Genomic DNA, 13,753 nt, shown 5'->3' on the forward strand with positions numbered 1-13,753 from the left:
TTAGCAGCTAAATGGCGATATAAACTCCTCTCATAGCAAGTTTTACTTTATTTCGTTTAGTGGAGGCGTCATGTACGGTTCGGTTAAGGTCTGGCAGGAAACAATTACATTACCTACGTGGACGACGGGGGCGGAGGATCCGAACCCCATGTTTCTGGAAAAGCGCGTTTATCAGGGTTCCTCCGGCAACGTCTATCCCTACGGCGTGATAGATACCCTGACCGGCGAGCGTGAAATGCGCGATTATCAGGCAGTATGGATGGAGAATGATTTCATTCGTATCATGCTGCTGCCGGAGCTCGGCGGACGTATTCACCGGGCGTATGACAAAGTCAAACAGCGCGATTTCGTCTATTACAATGAAGTCGTTAAGCCCGCCCTGGTAGGGCTACTGGGGCCCTGGATCTCCGGCGGTATCGAGTTCAACTGGCCGCAGCATCACCGCCCGACGACCTTTATGCCGGTCGATTTTTCGATCCAGCGCGGGGAAAACGGCGTGCAGACCGTATGGATGGGGGAAGCGGAGCCCATGCGCGGTTTACAGGTCATGACCGGGTTTACTCTCTATCCTGACCGCGCGCTGATTGAAATTACCGGTAAGGTTTTTAATGGTAACGCAACGCCGCGTCATTTCCTGTGGTGGGCCAACCCGGCGGTCAAAGGCGGCGATGCTCACCAGAGCGTGTTTCCACCCGACGTCACCGCCGTATTCGATCACGGCAAGCGCGATGTTTCCGCTTTTCCCATCGCCACCGGCACCTACTACAAAGTGGACTATTCTGCGGGCGTCGATATCTCCCGTTATAAAAACGTTCCGGTACCCACCTCGTATATGGCGGAGAAATCGGACTACGACTTTGTCGGCGCTTATCACCACGACGAGCGCGGTGGGCTGCTGCATGTTGCCGACCATCACGTCTCGCCGGGCAAAAAACAGTGGAGCTGGGGCTATGGCGACTTTGGCCTGGCGTGGGACCGCAATCTGACCGACGAAAATGGCTCCTATATCGAGCTGATGACCGGCGTCTACACCGATAACCAGCCTGACTTTACCTGGCTTGCGCCTTATGAAGAGAAGGTGTTTGTGCAAAACTTCCTTCCCTACAGCGAGCTGGGGATGGTGCAAAATGCCAATACGCAGCTGGCGCTGAAGCTGGTTCGTGAGACGGAGCAGCTGCAGCTCGGCGTTTACGCCATTGCGCCGCTGGAAAATATTGTTGTTGAACTCAGCGCGGAAAAGCAGCCGCTGTATGAAACTCAGCTTACGCTGAAGCCCGGCGAGAGCTGGCAGCATACGCTGCCGGAAAATGACGCCCGGCGCTTAACCATTAAGGTGAAAACCGCAGACAACCAGCCGCTGCTGGATTATCAGGAACATATTACTCAGCAGACGCCCCTGCCCGAACCTGCCTGCGCGCCGGCGATGCCGGAAGAGATTCACAACGGCGATGAGCTCTATTTTATCGGCCAGCATCTTGAACAATACAATCATGCAAGCCGCTATGCCGCGGATTACTATCGCCGGGCGATAGCCCTCGATCCGCAGGATTACCGCAATAATGTTGCCCTCGGGACGCTGGCGTTTAATTGCGCCGACTGGGGGCTGGCGGAGCAATGTGCCCGGGCCGCGCTACTTCGCGCCCATCGTCTGAATAAAAATCCGCGCGATGGCGAAGCCAGTATGCTGCTTGGCAGCGCGCTGGAAAGGCAGGGCGATGAAGCTGGAGCATGGGATTGCTATTACAAAGCGTCCTGGAGCGGTAACTGCCGCGATGCCGCCTGGTGGGCGCTGGCAAGGCTGGCGATGAAGCGTGGCGATACCGCCGACGCGCTGGAAAAGGTCAACACCAGCCTGCAGTTTAACGCCAGCAACCATCTGGCTATGGGGCTGAAAGCGCTGGCGTTAGCGAACAGCGGGCGGACGAAAGAGGCACAGGCGTATATTGTCGTCTGCCTCGAACAATACCCGTTGAGCTATCCGCTGCACTGCGCGCGCTGGATGATTGCGCCGGGCGATGAGGCGCGCGCGAGCCTGCTGCGCGTAACGGGGCGCAGAGGGATCAACGGCAGCCTGCTGGCGGGCTGGCTGCTCTCCATCGGTCAGAAGCAGGCGGCGAAGGAGGTGCTTGAGGTTCTGGATTGCCAGGAGGCGCTGCCGATGCTGTGGCGCGCCTCGTTAAGCGATGATGCGAATAAACGGCAACGGTTAATTGCCGAAGCCGAGCGCTGCCATGTGCGAAAAGTGCGTTTCCCCAACACGCTCGATGAAGTCCAGATGCTGCAAACCCTGAGCGATAGCGCTTTTGCCCGCTATTTGCTCGGTTGCTTCTGGTACAGCAAACGTCGCTATGAAGAGGCGGTAAGCTGCTGGCGCGAGACGCTGGAAAAATCTCCCGACTATGCGCCCGCTCATCGTCTGCTGGGGGTCTACGCCTGGAACAAACAACAGGATGCCGCGCAGGCGCTGGCTTATCTGCAGCGGGCCGTAGAGCTTGAGCCCGAAAACGCGCGCTTCCTTTATGAGCTTGATTTCCTGAAAAAATCACTGGGTACGCCGGTAAACGAACGACTGGAAACGCTGGCGGCGCGCAAAGCGGTGGTGCTGAAACGGGACGATCTGACCGCTGAGCTGTTAAGCCTGTGGAACGCGGCCGGCCATTACGCCGATGCCGCCGCTATTCTCGGCACGCGCGTATTTCATCCCTGGGAAGGCGGGGAGGGGAAAGTTACCGGCCAGTATTTGCTCAATCAGCTCCATCGCGCTTTACAGTTGATCGAACGTAAGGCGTTCACGCAGGCCGCTCGCTGCCTGAATGAAGCGTTACGCTATCCCGATAATCTGGGAGAGGGGCGGCTGCCCGGGCAGACGGACAACGATATCTGGTATTTGCTGGGCTATTGCGCGGAACAGACTGGGGATGCGCACCGGGCAGCGGAATATTACCAGCTTGCCCTGCAAGGGGGCTCAACGCTGGACGCCGGGCGTTACTACAACGATCAGCCCGCCGATTACCTTTTCTGGCAGGGCATCGCGCTGCGTAAGAGCGGTAATCCGGCGCAGGCCGAGCAGCACTTCCAGAATTTTATCGCCTGGGCCAGGCAGCATCGGGATGACGTTCCGCAAGCCGACTTTTTTGCCGTTTCTCTCCCGGATCTGGTGGTGCTCGATGTTTCAGCGCAGCAGCAGCATCAGCAGCACTGTTTGTTTATTGAAGCGCTGGGCCATCTGGGGCTGGGCAACTTATCCGCCAGCCAGCAGGCGATGCAGCGGCTGCTGCAGCTGAACCCGGCTCATGATAAGGCGCATCTGATTCGCCACGCCCTGCAAAGCGGCATGTTTTCCTGAACCTGAAACGGGCGGGCCTGGCCCGCCTGAACCCTACTGTTCCCTGCGTTTCCCTTATAGAGGAATCATTATGAATAACGCGCAGACACATCTGAAAATGGGCTACGTCTGGACTATCTGTCTGGTCGCCGCCTGCGGTGGTTTACTCTTTGGCTATGACTGGGTAGTCATCGGCGGCGCAAAACCGTTTTATGAAGCCTGGTTTTCCATTACTGACCCGGCACAATCCGGCTGGGCAATGAGCTCGGCGCTGGTGGGCTGCGTTTTCGGCGCATTAATCTCGGGATGGTGCGCCGATAAACTGGGGCGCAAGCTGCCCTTAATACTGTCCGCCGTGCTGTTCAGCGCCTCGGCGTGGGGGACGGCGGTTGCCAGCAGTTTCGACATGTTTGTGGTTTACCGCATTGTGGGCGGCGTGGGGATTGGTCTGGCATCCGCGCTCAGCCCGCTTTACATCGCGGAAGTCAGCCCGGCAGAAAAAAGAGGGCGCTTTGTTGCGATAAACCAGCTCACTATCGTGATTGGCGTGCTGGCCGCTCAGCTTATCAACCTGATGATTGCGGAACCCGTGGCGACGGGAGCGACGCAGCAGATGATTGTGGAGACCTGGAACGGGCAGATGGGCTGGCGCTGGATGTTCGGCGCGGAACTGGTGCCGGCGCTGGCGTTTCTGGTGCTGATGTTTTTTGTTCCTGAGTCGCCGCGCTGGCTCATGAAGGCCGGTAAGCCGGAGCGCGCCCGGGCCGCGCTGGAGCGCATTGGCTCCGCCGACTATGCCGACAGGATATTACGCGACATCGCGCACACGCTGGAAAAAGATAACCATAAAATCTCCTACGGCGCGCTGCTGGCTCCGCAGGTTAAACCGATCGTTATCATTGGCATAGTTCTCGCCGTCTTCCAGCAGTGGTGCGGAATTAACGTCATCTTTAACTACGCGCAGGAGATTTTTGCCTCGGCGGGATTCGATATTAACAGTACGCTGAAATCGATCGTCGCAACGGGGATCGTCAACCTGGTGTTTACCCTCGCCGCGCTGCCGCTGGTGGATAAAATCGGCCGCCGTAAATTAATGCTGCTCGGTGCCTCAGGGTTGACGCTGATCTATGTTCTGATTGCCGCCGCCTATGGCATGGGCATCATGGGCTGGCCCGTTCTGCTGCTGGTGCTGGCGGCGATTGCTATTTACGCCTTGACCCTGGCGCCGGTTACCTGGGTACTGCTGGCGGAAATCTTCCCCAACCGCGTTCGCGGACTCGCGATGTCCTTAGGCACCCTGGCGCTGTGGATTGCCTGTTTCTTGTTAACCTACACTTTCCCGCTGCTTAATGCCGGACTGGGCGCGGCGGGCAGTTTCCTGCTGTATGGCGTCATTTGCGCTGCCGGCTACCTCTATATTCTGCGCAACGTGCCGGAAACGAAGGGGGTCACTCTCGAAGCCCTGGAAGAGCAGCTGGCGCAACGTCATGCGGGCGCTCAGGCGATGAAGCAGGAGCAGACGCGCTAATGGCGGAAGAGTGGATTCTGGAAAACGCGCATCTGCGGATGCGCGTCGCTTCTCTGGGCGGCAAAGTGCAAAGTTTATACTCGCGGCATTATCAGGCGCCGGTGCTGTATGAAAACCCCGCCGGCGGCATGTTTCCGATGCTGCCGCTGGCCAATCGCGTCGCCGGGAACCGCTTTATTTTTCAGGGACGTGAGATAGTTCTGCCTCGCCACCACGCCGACGCGCATTTTTTTCTCCACGGCGACGGTTGGCTGCAGCACTGGGATATGATTGCGCGCGGCGGCGACTATTGCGTGTTACAGCTGCGTCGGCAGCATGCCTGCGGTTTCGATTACCTGGCGCAGATCCGCTACCAGCTGCTGCGTAACCAGCTGGTGGCTGCGCTGACGCTTACCCACTGCGGTAGCACGCCCATCCCCTATGGCTGCGGTTTTCATCCGTTTTTTCCTTTTGATAAGCGCGGTACGGTGCAGTTTGCCGCCGCCGGCTACTGGCCGGAAGGGGAGCAGCATCTTCCTCTCGGCTGGCAAGGCCAGTTGCCCGGCGACGCCGATTTCAGCCACGCGCAGTACGGTGAGGATCGCTGGCTGAACGTGGGCTATTCCGGCTGGAGCGGGCGGGCGAGGGTGAGTAGCGATGTGATGGATGTCACAATTCTTTCGCAAACTCCGTGGTTGATGCTTTTCAGAATGCAGGGCGAGCCGTTCCTTTGCCTCGAGCCGCAAAGTCATCCGGTAAACGCCCATAACATGGACGGACAGCCGGGGCTGCGGGTTTTAGGCGCCGGAGATACGCTGAGTTTTTCGCTGAAAATAGACGTACAGGGGCGCGAATAGCGCCATATTTGGGGCGAGGGTATCTTGCACCCGCCCCGCTTTATCGCCAGACTGTCGCCTCCATTCGGGAGGGAATCATGGTCTTACACTCCACGCGCTGGCTGGCGCTTAGTTACTTCACCTATTTTTTTAGCTACGGCATCTTCCTGCCTTTCTGGAGCGTCTGGCTTTCCGGACTTGGCCTGACGCCGGAAACCATCGGCATGCTGCTCGGCGCCGGGCTGGTGTCGCGCTTTCTTGGCAGCCTGCTGATTGCGCCGCGGGTCAGCGACCCGTCCCGTCTTATCTCTTCTCTGCGCATTCTGGCGCTGCTGACGCTGCTCTTTGCGCTAGCATTTTGGATCGGCCACCAGGTTGCCTGGCTGATGGTGATTATCGTCGGCTTTAACCTCTTTTTCTCGCCGCTGGTGCCGCTGACCGACGCGCTGGCGAATACCTGGCAAAAGCAGATCACCATGGACTACGGGCGCGTGCGCCTGTGGGGGTCGATAGCTTTCGTCATTGGCTCGGCGCTGACCGGGAAGCTGGTCAGCCTGTATGACTACCGGATGATACTGGTGATGCTCAGCGTCGGTATTGCCTCCATGCTGCTCGGCATGCTGCTGAAGCCATCGGTGCAGCCGCAGGGCGAATCCCGCCAGCAGGAAGCGGCCGGCCTGGCGGCCTGGCTTACGCTGGTGCGGCAAAGCTGGCGCTTCCTCGCCTGCGTCTGTTTGCTGCAGGGCGCGCACGCCGCCTACTACGGATTTAGCGCTATCTACTGGCAGGAAGCGGGGTATTCCGCCTCCGCCGTGGGCTACCTGTGGTCGCTTGGCGTCGTGGCGGAAGTGGTGATTTTCGCGCTGAGCAAAAAAGTCTTCCGCCGCTTTAGCGCCCGCGATCTGCTGCTGCTGTCCGCGGTGTGCGGGCTAATTCGCTGGACGTTGATGGGCTGGACGACGGCTCTACCCTGGCTTATCGTCGCGCAGATCCTCCACTGCGGCACCTTTACTGTGTGCCATCTGGCGGCGATGCGCTACATTGCGGCGCGTCAGGGCAGCGAAGTGATCCGCCTGCAGGCGGTCTACTCCGCCGTCGCGATGGGCGGCAGCATTGCGGTGATGACGGTCTTTGCCGGTTTCCTCTACCAGCATCTGCACCAGGGCGTTTTCTGGGTGATGGCGCTGGTGGCCTTACCGGCGCTGGTGGTGCGGCCAAAAGCGGTGGCTTAGGCCTCCAGCATTTTGCAAATCTGCTGCTGCTGATGATCGCTGAACGTCTCTTCGGCGTGAAACAGCGGCGGCGAAAACAGCGGCAGCGCCGTGGCATAGGGAGTGACGATCAGCGTCACTTCCTTCGGCGCGCCCTCTTTCTGAAAGGTGCTCACGCTCAAATACTTTATATTGAGCGGCAGCAGGGTTAACTCGCGCAGCTGCTGCTCCAGCGACTGCTCAAGGTCCGGGTTATCATCGGTCAGCAGAACCACCTGTTTCTCCTGCAGATCGCTTTTTTGCATCAGCCAGGCGCCGAAGATCACCGCGATTAAACTGACTTCCTCCTGGCTAAAGCGTACCTGCCAGCTGGCTTCAAACTCCGCCAGCGCAGCCTGCGTTGTGCGCATCAAACGGGGATAAAGACGGCCAATCTCCTCCGGCAGCGCGTTATCGATACCGATAGCGAAAACGCTGCGGTGTAGCGCCTGCGAAAGGTGAATATAGAGCTGATCGCTCAGCCCCTGTTCATCGCTAAACGGACGGCCCGCCAGGTTCTGAAAGCGGTGAATCAGCCCGGAAATGGCCAGATGCAGACGGCGATCGTGCTGATGACCATCGCGGATAGGATCGGGGGTTTTCAACAGCATAAACAGCAGGGCCAGAAACAGCTGTTCTCCGGCATGGGGCGTTGCCGCAACCCGCCGCTGCCAGTGGCGGACAATCTCCTCGGCGAGGGAAAACTCGGCCGCGGCTTGCGCCCAGCGCTGCTGCTCGTGGGTGAAAGTGGGGCTCTGTCCAAGGTGGTGCTGCAGCAAACAATACTGTAAATAAAGACGCAGAAAATGCACGTCGCGGCAGTCAAACTGCCGGTTCAGGGCGCGCGAGCAGCGGTTGACCAATGCCTGAAGATTGGTGTCGTCATACAGCGTGCGTGCGATACCCTGCTGTTTAAGCTGCGTTTTCAAAGCCGGGGTAAAATGGTGGCTGACAAAATGCGGGCACAGGCGCAGCCCGCGGCGCAGGCCGTGCAGCAGGCATAAGCGTTGATCGAGCGCGGCGCCTTCCATCCGATAGCTGCCGTCCGCTTGTGAAGCAAGGGTCAAGCGGTGATAACGCTGAATCTCGCGTCCCGTCTCCGCAATGTCCTGCCGGGCGGTATCCTCATCAACCTGGGTGAGGTTACCCAGCCATTCGGGCGTCACGGACTGCCCGGGCAGATAAAACATCAGGAGCACCTGGCTACGGCGCTGTGGACTGGAAAGCACAGATGGTGGTTCAATCACTGTCATCATCCGGTTAGTTCCAGTTAGGGTTTTCGTTAAGAGTAGTTAATGTATTGAGGGTGAACAGGGCATTTCCGGGTCTTTACATCAGGATTGCTGGCGGGGTTCACAGAATTTTTCACGCGAGGAACAGATGAAGAGAGTGAAACAATGCGTCAGCGTAGCGTTTTTCATGTTTTTATCGCTATCTGCGGCGGCGCATCCGCACAGTTTCATCAGTTTGCAAACGGAGGCCGTGGCGGAAAATGGGCTGCTCACCGGCTTTAAAATGCGCTGGACGATGGATGAAATCACCTCCGCCGATCTGCTCTATGATGCGGGCAACGCTAAACCCGGTAGCGAAATCTGGAAAAAGCTGGCGGCGGAAGTGATGGCGAACGTGCTGGGCCAGCACTATTTCAGCGAGCTATGGCACAACGGCCAGCGGGTGAAGTTTGATAATCGGCCCGCTGGTTATGGCCTTGAACGCAGCGGTCATCAGGCGGTGCTCACCTTTACCCTGCCGCTGGCGAAGCCGCAGCCTCTGGCCGGGCAAACCTTCACCTTTTCCACCTACGACCCGACCTATTATGTTGATATGTATTACGACAAAGACGCAGACTTCACTCTACCGACGGCGATGAAGACAAGCTGCACGGCAAAAGTGATGACGCCGAAGCCTAACGAACAAATGTTGTCCTACGCGCAGTCGCTGGATAAAGCGGATGCGCCGCCGGAGGATATGGAACTGGGGAATTACTTCGCGCAAAAGGTGACGCTGCAATGTCAGTGATTTTTGCTCAAACCGGCCGTTCGCCGCGCTGGCGTCAGCTGTGGCCGCTGGCGCTGTTTCTGCTGCTGGCAGCCGGAGCTGGCTTCTGGCTATGGCGGGCCTGGCCGCAGGTGCTGCTGCAAAGCGCGGTCTGGCAGCGCGCGCTGAATGTCGAACTGAGTCAGCTTCTGCAGGCGGTTGCGGAGAATCCTGCCGCCGCCGGGCTGTCGCTGCTGGGGTTTAGCTTCGCCTACGGCATCCTGCATGCGCTGGGGCCGGGGCACGGCAAGGTGGTCATAACCACCTGGCTGGCAACCCATCCGTCGAAGCTGAAATCGAGCATCGGCCTGACGCTGGCCGCTTCGTTGCTGCAGGGACTGGTGGCCATCGTCTTAGTGGTGGTGGTACTGACGCTGCTGCGGCTGCCGGCAAGACAGCTGCATCTGAGCAGCTTCTGGCTGGAAAAGGGAAGCTATCTGCTGGTCGGCGCGCTGGGACTTTTGCTGTGCTGGCGGGCGCTGAAAAAGCTGCGGATGCTGCTGCGCCGACCGACATTCACCGCCTTCACCGCGCATCACGTTCATCACGCCAGCTGCGGCTGCGGGCACCAGCATCTGCCGGCGCCGGAACAGCTGCAAAGCGGCGATGACTGGCGGGCGCGGCTGGCTATCGTGCTGTCAATGGGGATGCGGCCCTGCTCCGGAGCCATTATGGTGCTGTTGTTCAGCAAGGTTATCGGCGTATTTGGCTGGGGCATGGCGGCCGCAATGGCGATGGCGGCGGGAACCTCGCTGACGATTAGCGCGCTGGCGCTGCTGGTTCATGGTTTCCGCCAGCTGGCGGTCAGGCTGAGCGCGAATCGGGCGCCGGCGCTGTGGAAGCAGATCGGTTGGGCAACGCTGGCGCTGGCCGGCGGCGTGATTTTACTGGCGGCGGCCATCGTGATGTGGAGTAGCGCGATGCCATCGGGCGGCGGCCTGCGGCCGTTTTAATGCGATAAAAAAAGGAAGCCGCGGCTTCCTTTTGGTTTTTCATGCGGTGAGAAATTAACGCTTCAGCGCTTCACTCAGATGCTCGCGCATATTGGCCAGCATCGCTTTCACGACGCGCGGGTTGCCTGCAACGATGTTGCCGGTCAGCAGGTAGTTATGGCCGCCGGTAAAGTCGCAGACGATAGCGCCTGCTTCACGGGCGATCAGCTCGCCTGCCGCGAAATCCCACGGTTTCAGCGCGATTTCAAAGTAGCCGTCAACCCGGCCAGCGGCAACGTAGGCCAGATCCAGGGCAGCGGAACCGGTGCGGCGGAAATCCGCGCATTCGGTGAACATGTTGCCGAGGATGTTCATGTAAGAGGTCGCGTGCTGTTTTGCTTTGAACGGGAAGCCGGTGGCGATGATCGTGCCATCCAGGTCGCGAGCGCTGCTGCCGCGCAGGCGGTAGCCGTTCAGCTGCGCGCCCTGACCGCGGGTCGCGGTGAACAGTTCGTTACGCATCGGATCGTAAACCACGGCCACTTCAGTACGGCCTTTAATGCGTACGGCGATGGAGACGGAGAAGTGCGGCAGACGTTTGACGAAGTTGGTGGTGCCATCCAGTGGATCGATAACCCATTGAACATCCTGATCTTCACCAGCGTGCTCACCGCTTTCTTCGGTGATGATGGTGTGCTGCGGGTAAGATTTGCGAATGGTTTCGATAATCATCGCCTCGGCGGCTTTATCGACGTTGGTCACAAAATCATTGCTGCCTTTCTGGCTGGTTTCTACGGAGTCAGGGGTTTCGTAGTGCTTGGCAATTAAATTACCCGCCTTGCGCGCTGCGCGCACGGCGATGTTCAGCATCGGATGCATCGGTATCTCTCACTGGATGTTAAAGAACGGGAAAAAACGGCGCATATAGTAACAGTGAAATCTCCTTATGTCTTCGTTTTATGATAGCATGCACGAATAATCTTTAGCCGAAGAACCATAATGCTGCAAAATATTCGAATCGTACTCGTAGAAACCTCACACACCGGCAATATGGGCTCCGTCGCCCGCGCAATGAAAACCATGGGGTTAACCAACCTGTGGCTGGTCAATCCTCTGGTCAAACCCGATTCTCAGGCCATCGCTCTGGCGGCGGGGGCCAGCGACGTCATTGGCAATGCCCACATCGTTGATACCCTTGATGAAGCGCTGGCGGGCTGTAGCCTCGTCGTGGGGACCAGCGCGCGCTCCCGTACGCTGCCGTGGCCGATGCTCGACCCGCGTGAATGCGGCCTGAAAAGCGTTGCCGAAGCACAGCATGCGCCGATCGCGCTGGTATTTGGCCGCGAACGCGTCGGCCTGACTAACGAAGAGCTGCAGAAGTGTCACTACCATGTGGCAATCGCTGCCAACCCGGAATACAGCTCGCTGAACCTGGCGATGGCGGTGCAGGTTATCTCCTATGAAGTGCGTATGGCCTGGCTGGCGGCGCAGGAACAAAATGAACCTGTTGTCGAGCATGAAGAAACCCCGTATCCGCTGGTGGATGATTTAGAGCGTTTCTACGGTCATCTGGAGCAGACGCTGCTGGCAACCGGGTTTATCCGCGCCAGCCACCCGGGCCAGGTGATGAACAAGCTGCGCCGTTTGTTTACCCGCGCCCGCCCGGAAAGCCAGGAGCTGAACATCCTGCGCGGCATGCTGGCGTCAATTGAGCAGCAGCAGAAAAATAAAGAGTCATAGTGCACGCCGTTGCCCGGCGGCGCGGTACTGCGGGCTCCCTCTCTCCTTGTGGGAGAGGGCCGGGGCGAGGGCACCAGGCCGCGCTGAAGTGAAACGGCACGGAAAGCCAAATACCTGACTAAAACAGTCAAGTAAATAGTTGACCAATTTACTCGGGAATGTCAGACTTGCCCTTGCTATGCAATACCCATATTAATAAAAAGCCCGGGCAGGGGCGAGTTTGAGGTTAAGTAAGACATGAGACTGACATCTAAAGGGCGTTATGCCGTGACCGCGATGCTTGACGTTGCGCTCAACTCTGAATCGGGTCCGGTTCCGTTGGCTGATATTTCAGAGCGTCAGGGAATTTCGCTTTCCTATCTGGAACAGCTGTTCTCTCGCCTGCGCAAAAATGGCCTGGTTTCCAGCGTACGTGGTCCAGGCGGCGGTTATCTGTTAGGTAAAGAAGCGGGTAGCATCGCGGTTGGCGAAGTTATCAGCGCAGTGGACGAATCCGTTGACGCCACCCGTTGTCAGGGTAAAGGCGGCTGCCAGGGCGGCGATAAGTGTCTGACTCACGCGCTGTGGCGCGATCTGAGCGAGCGACTGACCGGTTTTCTGAATAACATCACGCTGGGCGAACTGGTGAATAACCAGGAAATCCTTGATGTCTCCGGCCGTCAGCACAACCATGAATCCCAGCGTAGCACCCGCGCTCAGGACGCCATCGACGTCAAACTGCGCGCGTAGTTCTCGTTCAGTTTCATCTTGCAGCTATCGGCTGCAAGATGAAACGAGCTGAGTAAAAAAGATAAAAAAGATTTTCGAATCAGGCCAGGATGTTCCGACATCCTGTGTACTCGGTCGTACATCCAGCCGGTTGCCTGATTCCTTGCATTGAAGCGATGTACGGAGTTTATAGAGCAATGAAATTACCGATCTATCTCGATTACTCCGCAACCACGCCGGTGGACCCGCGTGTTGCCGAGAAAATGATGCAGTTCCTGACCCTGGACGGGACCTTTGGTAACCCGGCCTCGCGTTCACACCGTTTTGGCTGGCAGGCTGAAGAGGCGGTAGATATCGCCCGTAATCAGATTGCCGAGCTGGTCGGCGCTGACCCGCGCGAAATCGTTTTTACTTCCGGCGCGACGGAATCCGACAACCTGGCGATTAAAGGTGCAGCCAACTTTTATCAGAAAAAAGGCAAGCACATCATCACCAGCAAAACCGAACATAAAGCCGTGCTGGACACCTGCCGTCAGCTGGAGCGCGAAGGGTTTGAAGTGACCTACCTCGCCCCGCAGCGTAACGGCATTATCGATTTAAAAGAGCTGGAAGCCGCGATGCGTGATGACACCATCCTTGTTTCCATTATGCACGTGAATAACGAAATCGGCGTGGTGCAGGATATCGCTACCATCGGCGAGATGTGCCGCGCCCGCGGTATCATTTACCACGTTGACGCGACCCAGAGCGTGGGCAAACTGCCTATCGACCTGAGCCAGCTGAAAGTTGATCTGATGTCCTTCTCCGGCCACAAAATCTATGGCCCGAAAGGCATCGGCGCGCTGTACGTGCGTCGTAAACCGCGTATTCGTATCGAAGCGCAGATGCACGGCGGCGGTCACGAGCGCGGCATGCGCTCCGGGACGCTGCCTGTCCACCAGATCGTCGGTATGGGTGAAGCTTACCGTATCGCGAAAGAAGAGATGGAAAGCGAAATGGCCCGCCTGCGCGGCCTGCGTAACCGTCTGTGGGACGGCGTAAAAGATATGGAAGAGGTCTACCTGAACGGCGATCTCGAGCAGGGCGCGCCGAACATTCTCAACGTCAGCTTTAACTACGTTGAAGGCGAGTCGCTGATTATGGCGCTGAAAGACCTGGCGGTCTCCTCCGGTTCCGCCTGTACTTCCGCAAGCCTCGAGCCGTCCTACGTGCTGCGCGCGCTGGGGATGACCGACGAGCTGGCGCATAGCTCTATTCGTTTCTCTTTAGGTCGTTTTACTACCGAAGAAGAGATTGACTACACCATCAATCTGGTTCGCAACTCCATTGGTCGTCTGCGCGAACTTTCTCCGCTGTGGGAAATGTTCAAGCAGGGCGTGGATCTGAACAGCATTGAATGGTCACATCACTAATTCGGC

11 protein-coding genes are annotated in these 13,753 nt (G+C 58.1%); 9 read left to right on the forward strand and 2 right to left on the reverse strand.

Going from position 1 to position 13,753, the window contains the following annotated elements:
- Window positions 1-70: 70 nt before the first annotated feature.
- From ACESQ2_RS20150 to ACESQ2_RS20165, 4 genes are all read left to right on the forward strand, one after another.
- Window positions 71-3,346, forward strand: coding sequence for a DUF5107 domain-containing protein (locus ACESQ2_RS20150; protein WP_373171161.1), 3,276 nt, complete (start codon window positions 71-73; stop codon window positions 3,344-3,346).
- A gap of 70 nt (window positions 3,347-3,416) precedes the next feature.
- Window positions 3,417-4,853, forward strand: coding sequence for a sugar porter family MFS transporter (locus ACESQ2_RS20155; RefSeq protein ID WP_222582257.1), 1,437 nt, complete (start codon window positions 3,417-3,419; stop codon window positions 4,851-4,853).
- Window positions 4,853-5,689 (forward strand): aldose 1-epimerase, encoded by an 837-nt coding sequence (locus tag ACESQ2_RS20160; RefSeq protein ID WP_368767741.1) that lies wholly within the window; start codon window positions 4,853-4,855, stop codon window positions 5,687-5,689. The genes ACESQ2_RS20155 and ACESQ2_RS20160 overlap by 1 nt, the downstream gene beginning before the upstream one ends.
- Window positions 5,690-5,766: 77 nt before the next feature.
- Window positions 5,767-6,900, forward strand: coding sequence for a 3-phenylpropionate MFS transporter (locus tag ACESQ2_RS20165; RefSeq protein ID WP_004853228.1), 1,134 nt, complete (start codon window positions 5,767-5,769; stop codon window positions 6,898-6,900).
- Here the strand turns inward: ACESQ2_RS20165 and csiE are convergent.
- On the reverse strand, window positions 6,897-8,174 hold the full coding sequence (gene csiE, locus ACESQ2_RS20170; RefSeq protein WP_032750899.1) for a stationary phase inducible protein CsiE: 1,278 nt from the start codon (window positions 8,172-8,174) through the stop codon (window positions 6,897-6,899). The two genes, ACESQ2_RS20165 and csiE, sit on opposite strands and share 4 nt — an antisense overlap.
- A 124-nt stretch (window positions 8,175-8,298) precedes the next feature.
- Here csiE and ACESQ2_RS20175 point away from each other — a divergent pair, with 124 nt between their 5' ends.
- Both ACESQ2_RS20175 and ACESQ2_RS20180 read left to right on the forward strand, forming a co-directional pair.
- On the forward strand, window positions 8,299-8,937 hold the full coding sequence (locus tag ACESQ2_RS20175; protein ID WP_368767740.1) for a DUF1007 family protein: 639 nt from the start codon (window positions 8,299-8,301) through the stop codon (window positions 8,935-8,937).
- Window positions 8,928-9,908: a nickel/cobalt transporter gene (locus ACESQ2_RS20180; protein WP_368767739.1), complete on the forward strand. Its 981-nt coding sequence runs from the start codon at window positions 8,928-8,930 to the stop codon at window positions 9,906-9,908. The genes ACESQ2_RS20175 and ACESQ2_RS20180 overlap by 10 nt, the downstream gene beginning before the upstream one ends.
- Window positions 9,909-9,962: 54 nt before the next feature.
- Here the strand turns inward: ACESQ2_RS20180 and suhB are convergent, their stop codons facing one another.
- Entirely contained in the window at window positions 9,963-10,766 is an 804-nt protein-coding gene (gene suhB, locus ACESQ2_RS20185) for an inositol-1-monophosphatase (protein ID WP_004853221.1), read from the reverse strand.
- Window positions 10,767-10,886: 120 nt separating this feature from the next.
- Between suhB and trmJ the strand changes: the two genes are divergently transcribed.
- The 3 genes from trmJ (at window position 10,887) to iscS (ending at window position 13,747) form a co-directional block, all read left to right on the forward strand.
- Window positions 10,887-11,627, forward strand: a complete 741-nt coding sequence (gene trmJ, locus ACESQ2_RS20190; protein WP_025106595.1) for a tRNA (cytosine(32)/uridine(32)-2'-O)-methyltransferase TrmJ — start codon at window positions 10,887-10,889, stop codon at window positions 11,625-11,627.
- Between the two features lie 237 nt (window positions 11,628-11,864).
- Window positions 11,865-12,356 carry a Fe-S cluster assembly transcriptional regulator IscR gene (gene iscR, locus ACESQ2_RS20195; protein WP_004853217.1) on the forward strand — a complete coding sequence of 164 codons (492 nt, stop codon included), beginning with the start codon at window positions 11,865-11,867 and terminating at the stop codon, window positions 12,354-12,356.
- A gap of 176 nt (window positions 12,357-12,532) precedes the next feature.
- Complete coding sequence (iscS, locus tag ACESQ2_RS20200; protein WP_004134936.1) at window positions 12,533-13,747, forward strand: cysteine desulfurase; 1,215 nt, start codon at window positions 12,533-12,535, stop codon at window positions 13,745-13,747.
- Window positions 13,748-13,753: the final 6 nt, after the last annotated feature.

The organism is Klebsiella sp. Q11 (assembly GCF_964241505.1).
Classification (GTDB): Bacteria; Pseudomonadota; Gammaproteobacteria; order Enterobacterales; family Enterobacteriaceae; genus Klebsiella; species Klebsiella michiganensis.

Coding starts and splice junctions, on each gene's coding strand:
- csiE (WP_032750899.1), bottom strand. CDS start 8,174: ATGATGACAGTGATTGAACCACCATCTGTGCTTTCCAGTCCACAGCGC.
- ACESQ2_RS20150 (WP_373171161.1), top strand. CDS start 71: ATGTACGGTTCGGTTAAGGTCTGGCAGGAAACAATTACATTACCTACG.
- ACESQ2_RS20175 (WP_368767740.1), top strand. CDS start 8,299: ATGAAGAGAGTGAAACAATGCGTCAGCGTAGCGTTTTTCATGTTTTTA.
- iscS (WP_004134936.1), top strand. CDS start 12,533: ATGAAATTACCGATCTATCTCGATTACTCCGCAACCACGCCGGTGGAC.
- trmJ (WP_025106595.1), top strand. CDS start 10,887: ATGCTGCAAAATATTCGAATCGTACTCGTAGAAACCTCACACACCGGC.
- ACESQ2_RS20180 (WP_368767739.1), top strand. CDS start 8,928: ATGTCAGTGATTTTTGCTCAAACCGGCCGTTCGCCGCGCTGGCGTCAG.
- suhB (WP_004853221.1), bottom strand. CDS start 10,766: ATGCATCCGATGCTGAACATCGCCGTGCGCGCAGCGCGCAAGGCGGGT.
- ACESQ2_RS20165 (WP_004853228.1), top strand. CDS start 5,767: ATGGTCTTACACTCCACGCGCTGGCTGGCGCTTAGTTACTTCACCTAT.
- ACESQ2_RS20155 (WP_222582257.1), top strand. CDS start 3,417: ATGAATAACGCGCAGACACATCTGAAAATGGGCTACGTCTGGACTATC.
- ACESQ2_RS20160 (WP_368767741.1), top strand. CDS start 4,853: ATGGCGGAAGAGTGGATTCTGGAAAACGCGCATCTGCGGATGCGCGTC.
- iscR (WP_004853217.1), top strand. CDS start 11,865: ATGAGACTGACATCTAAAGGGCGTTATGCCGTGACCGCGATGCTTGAC.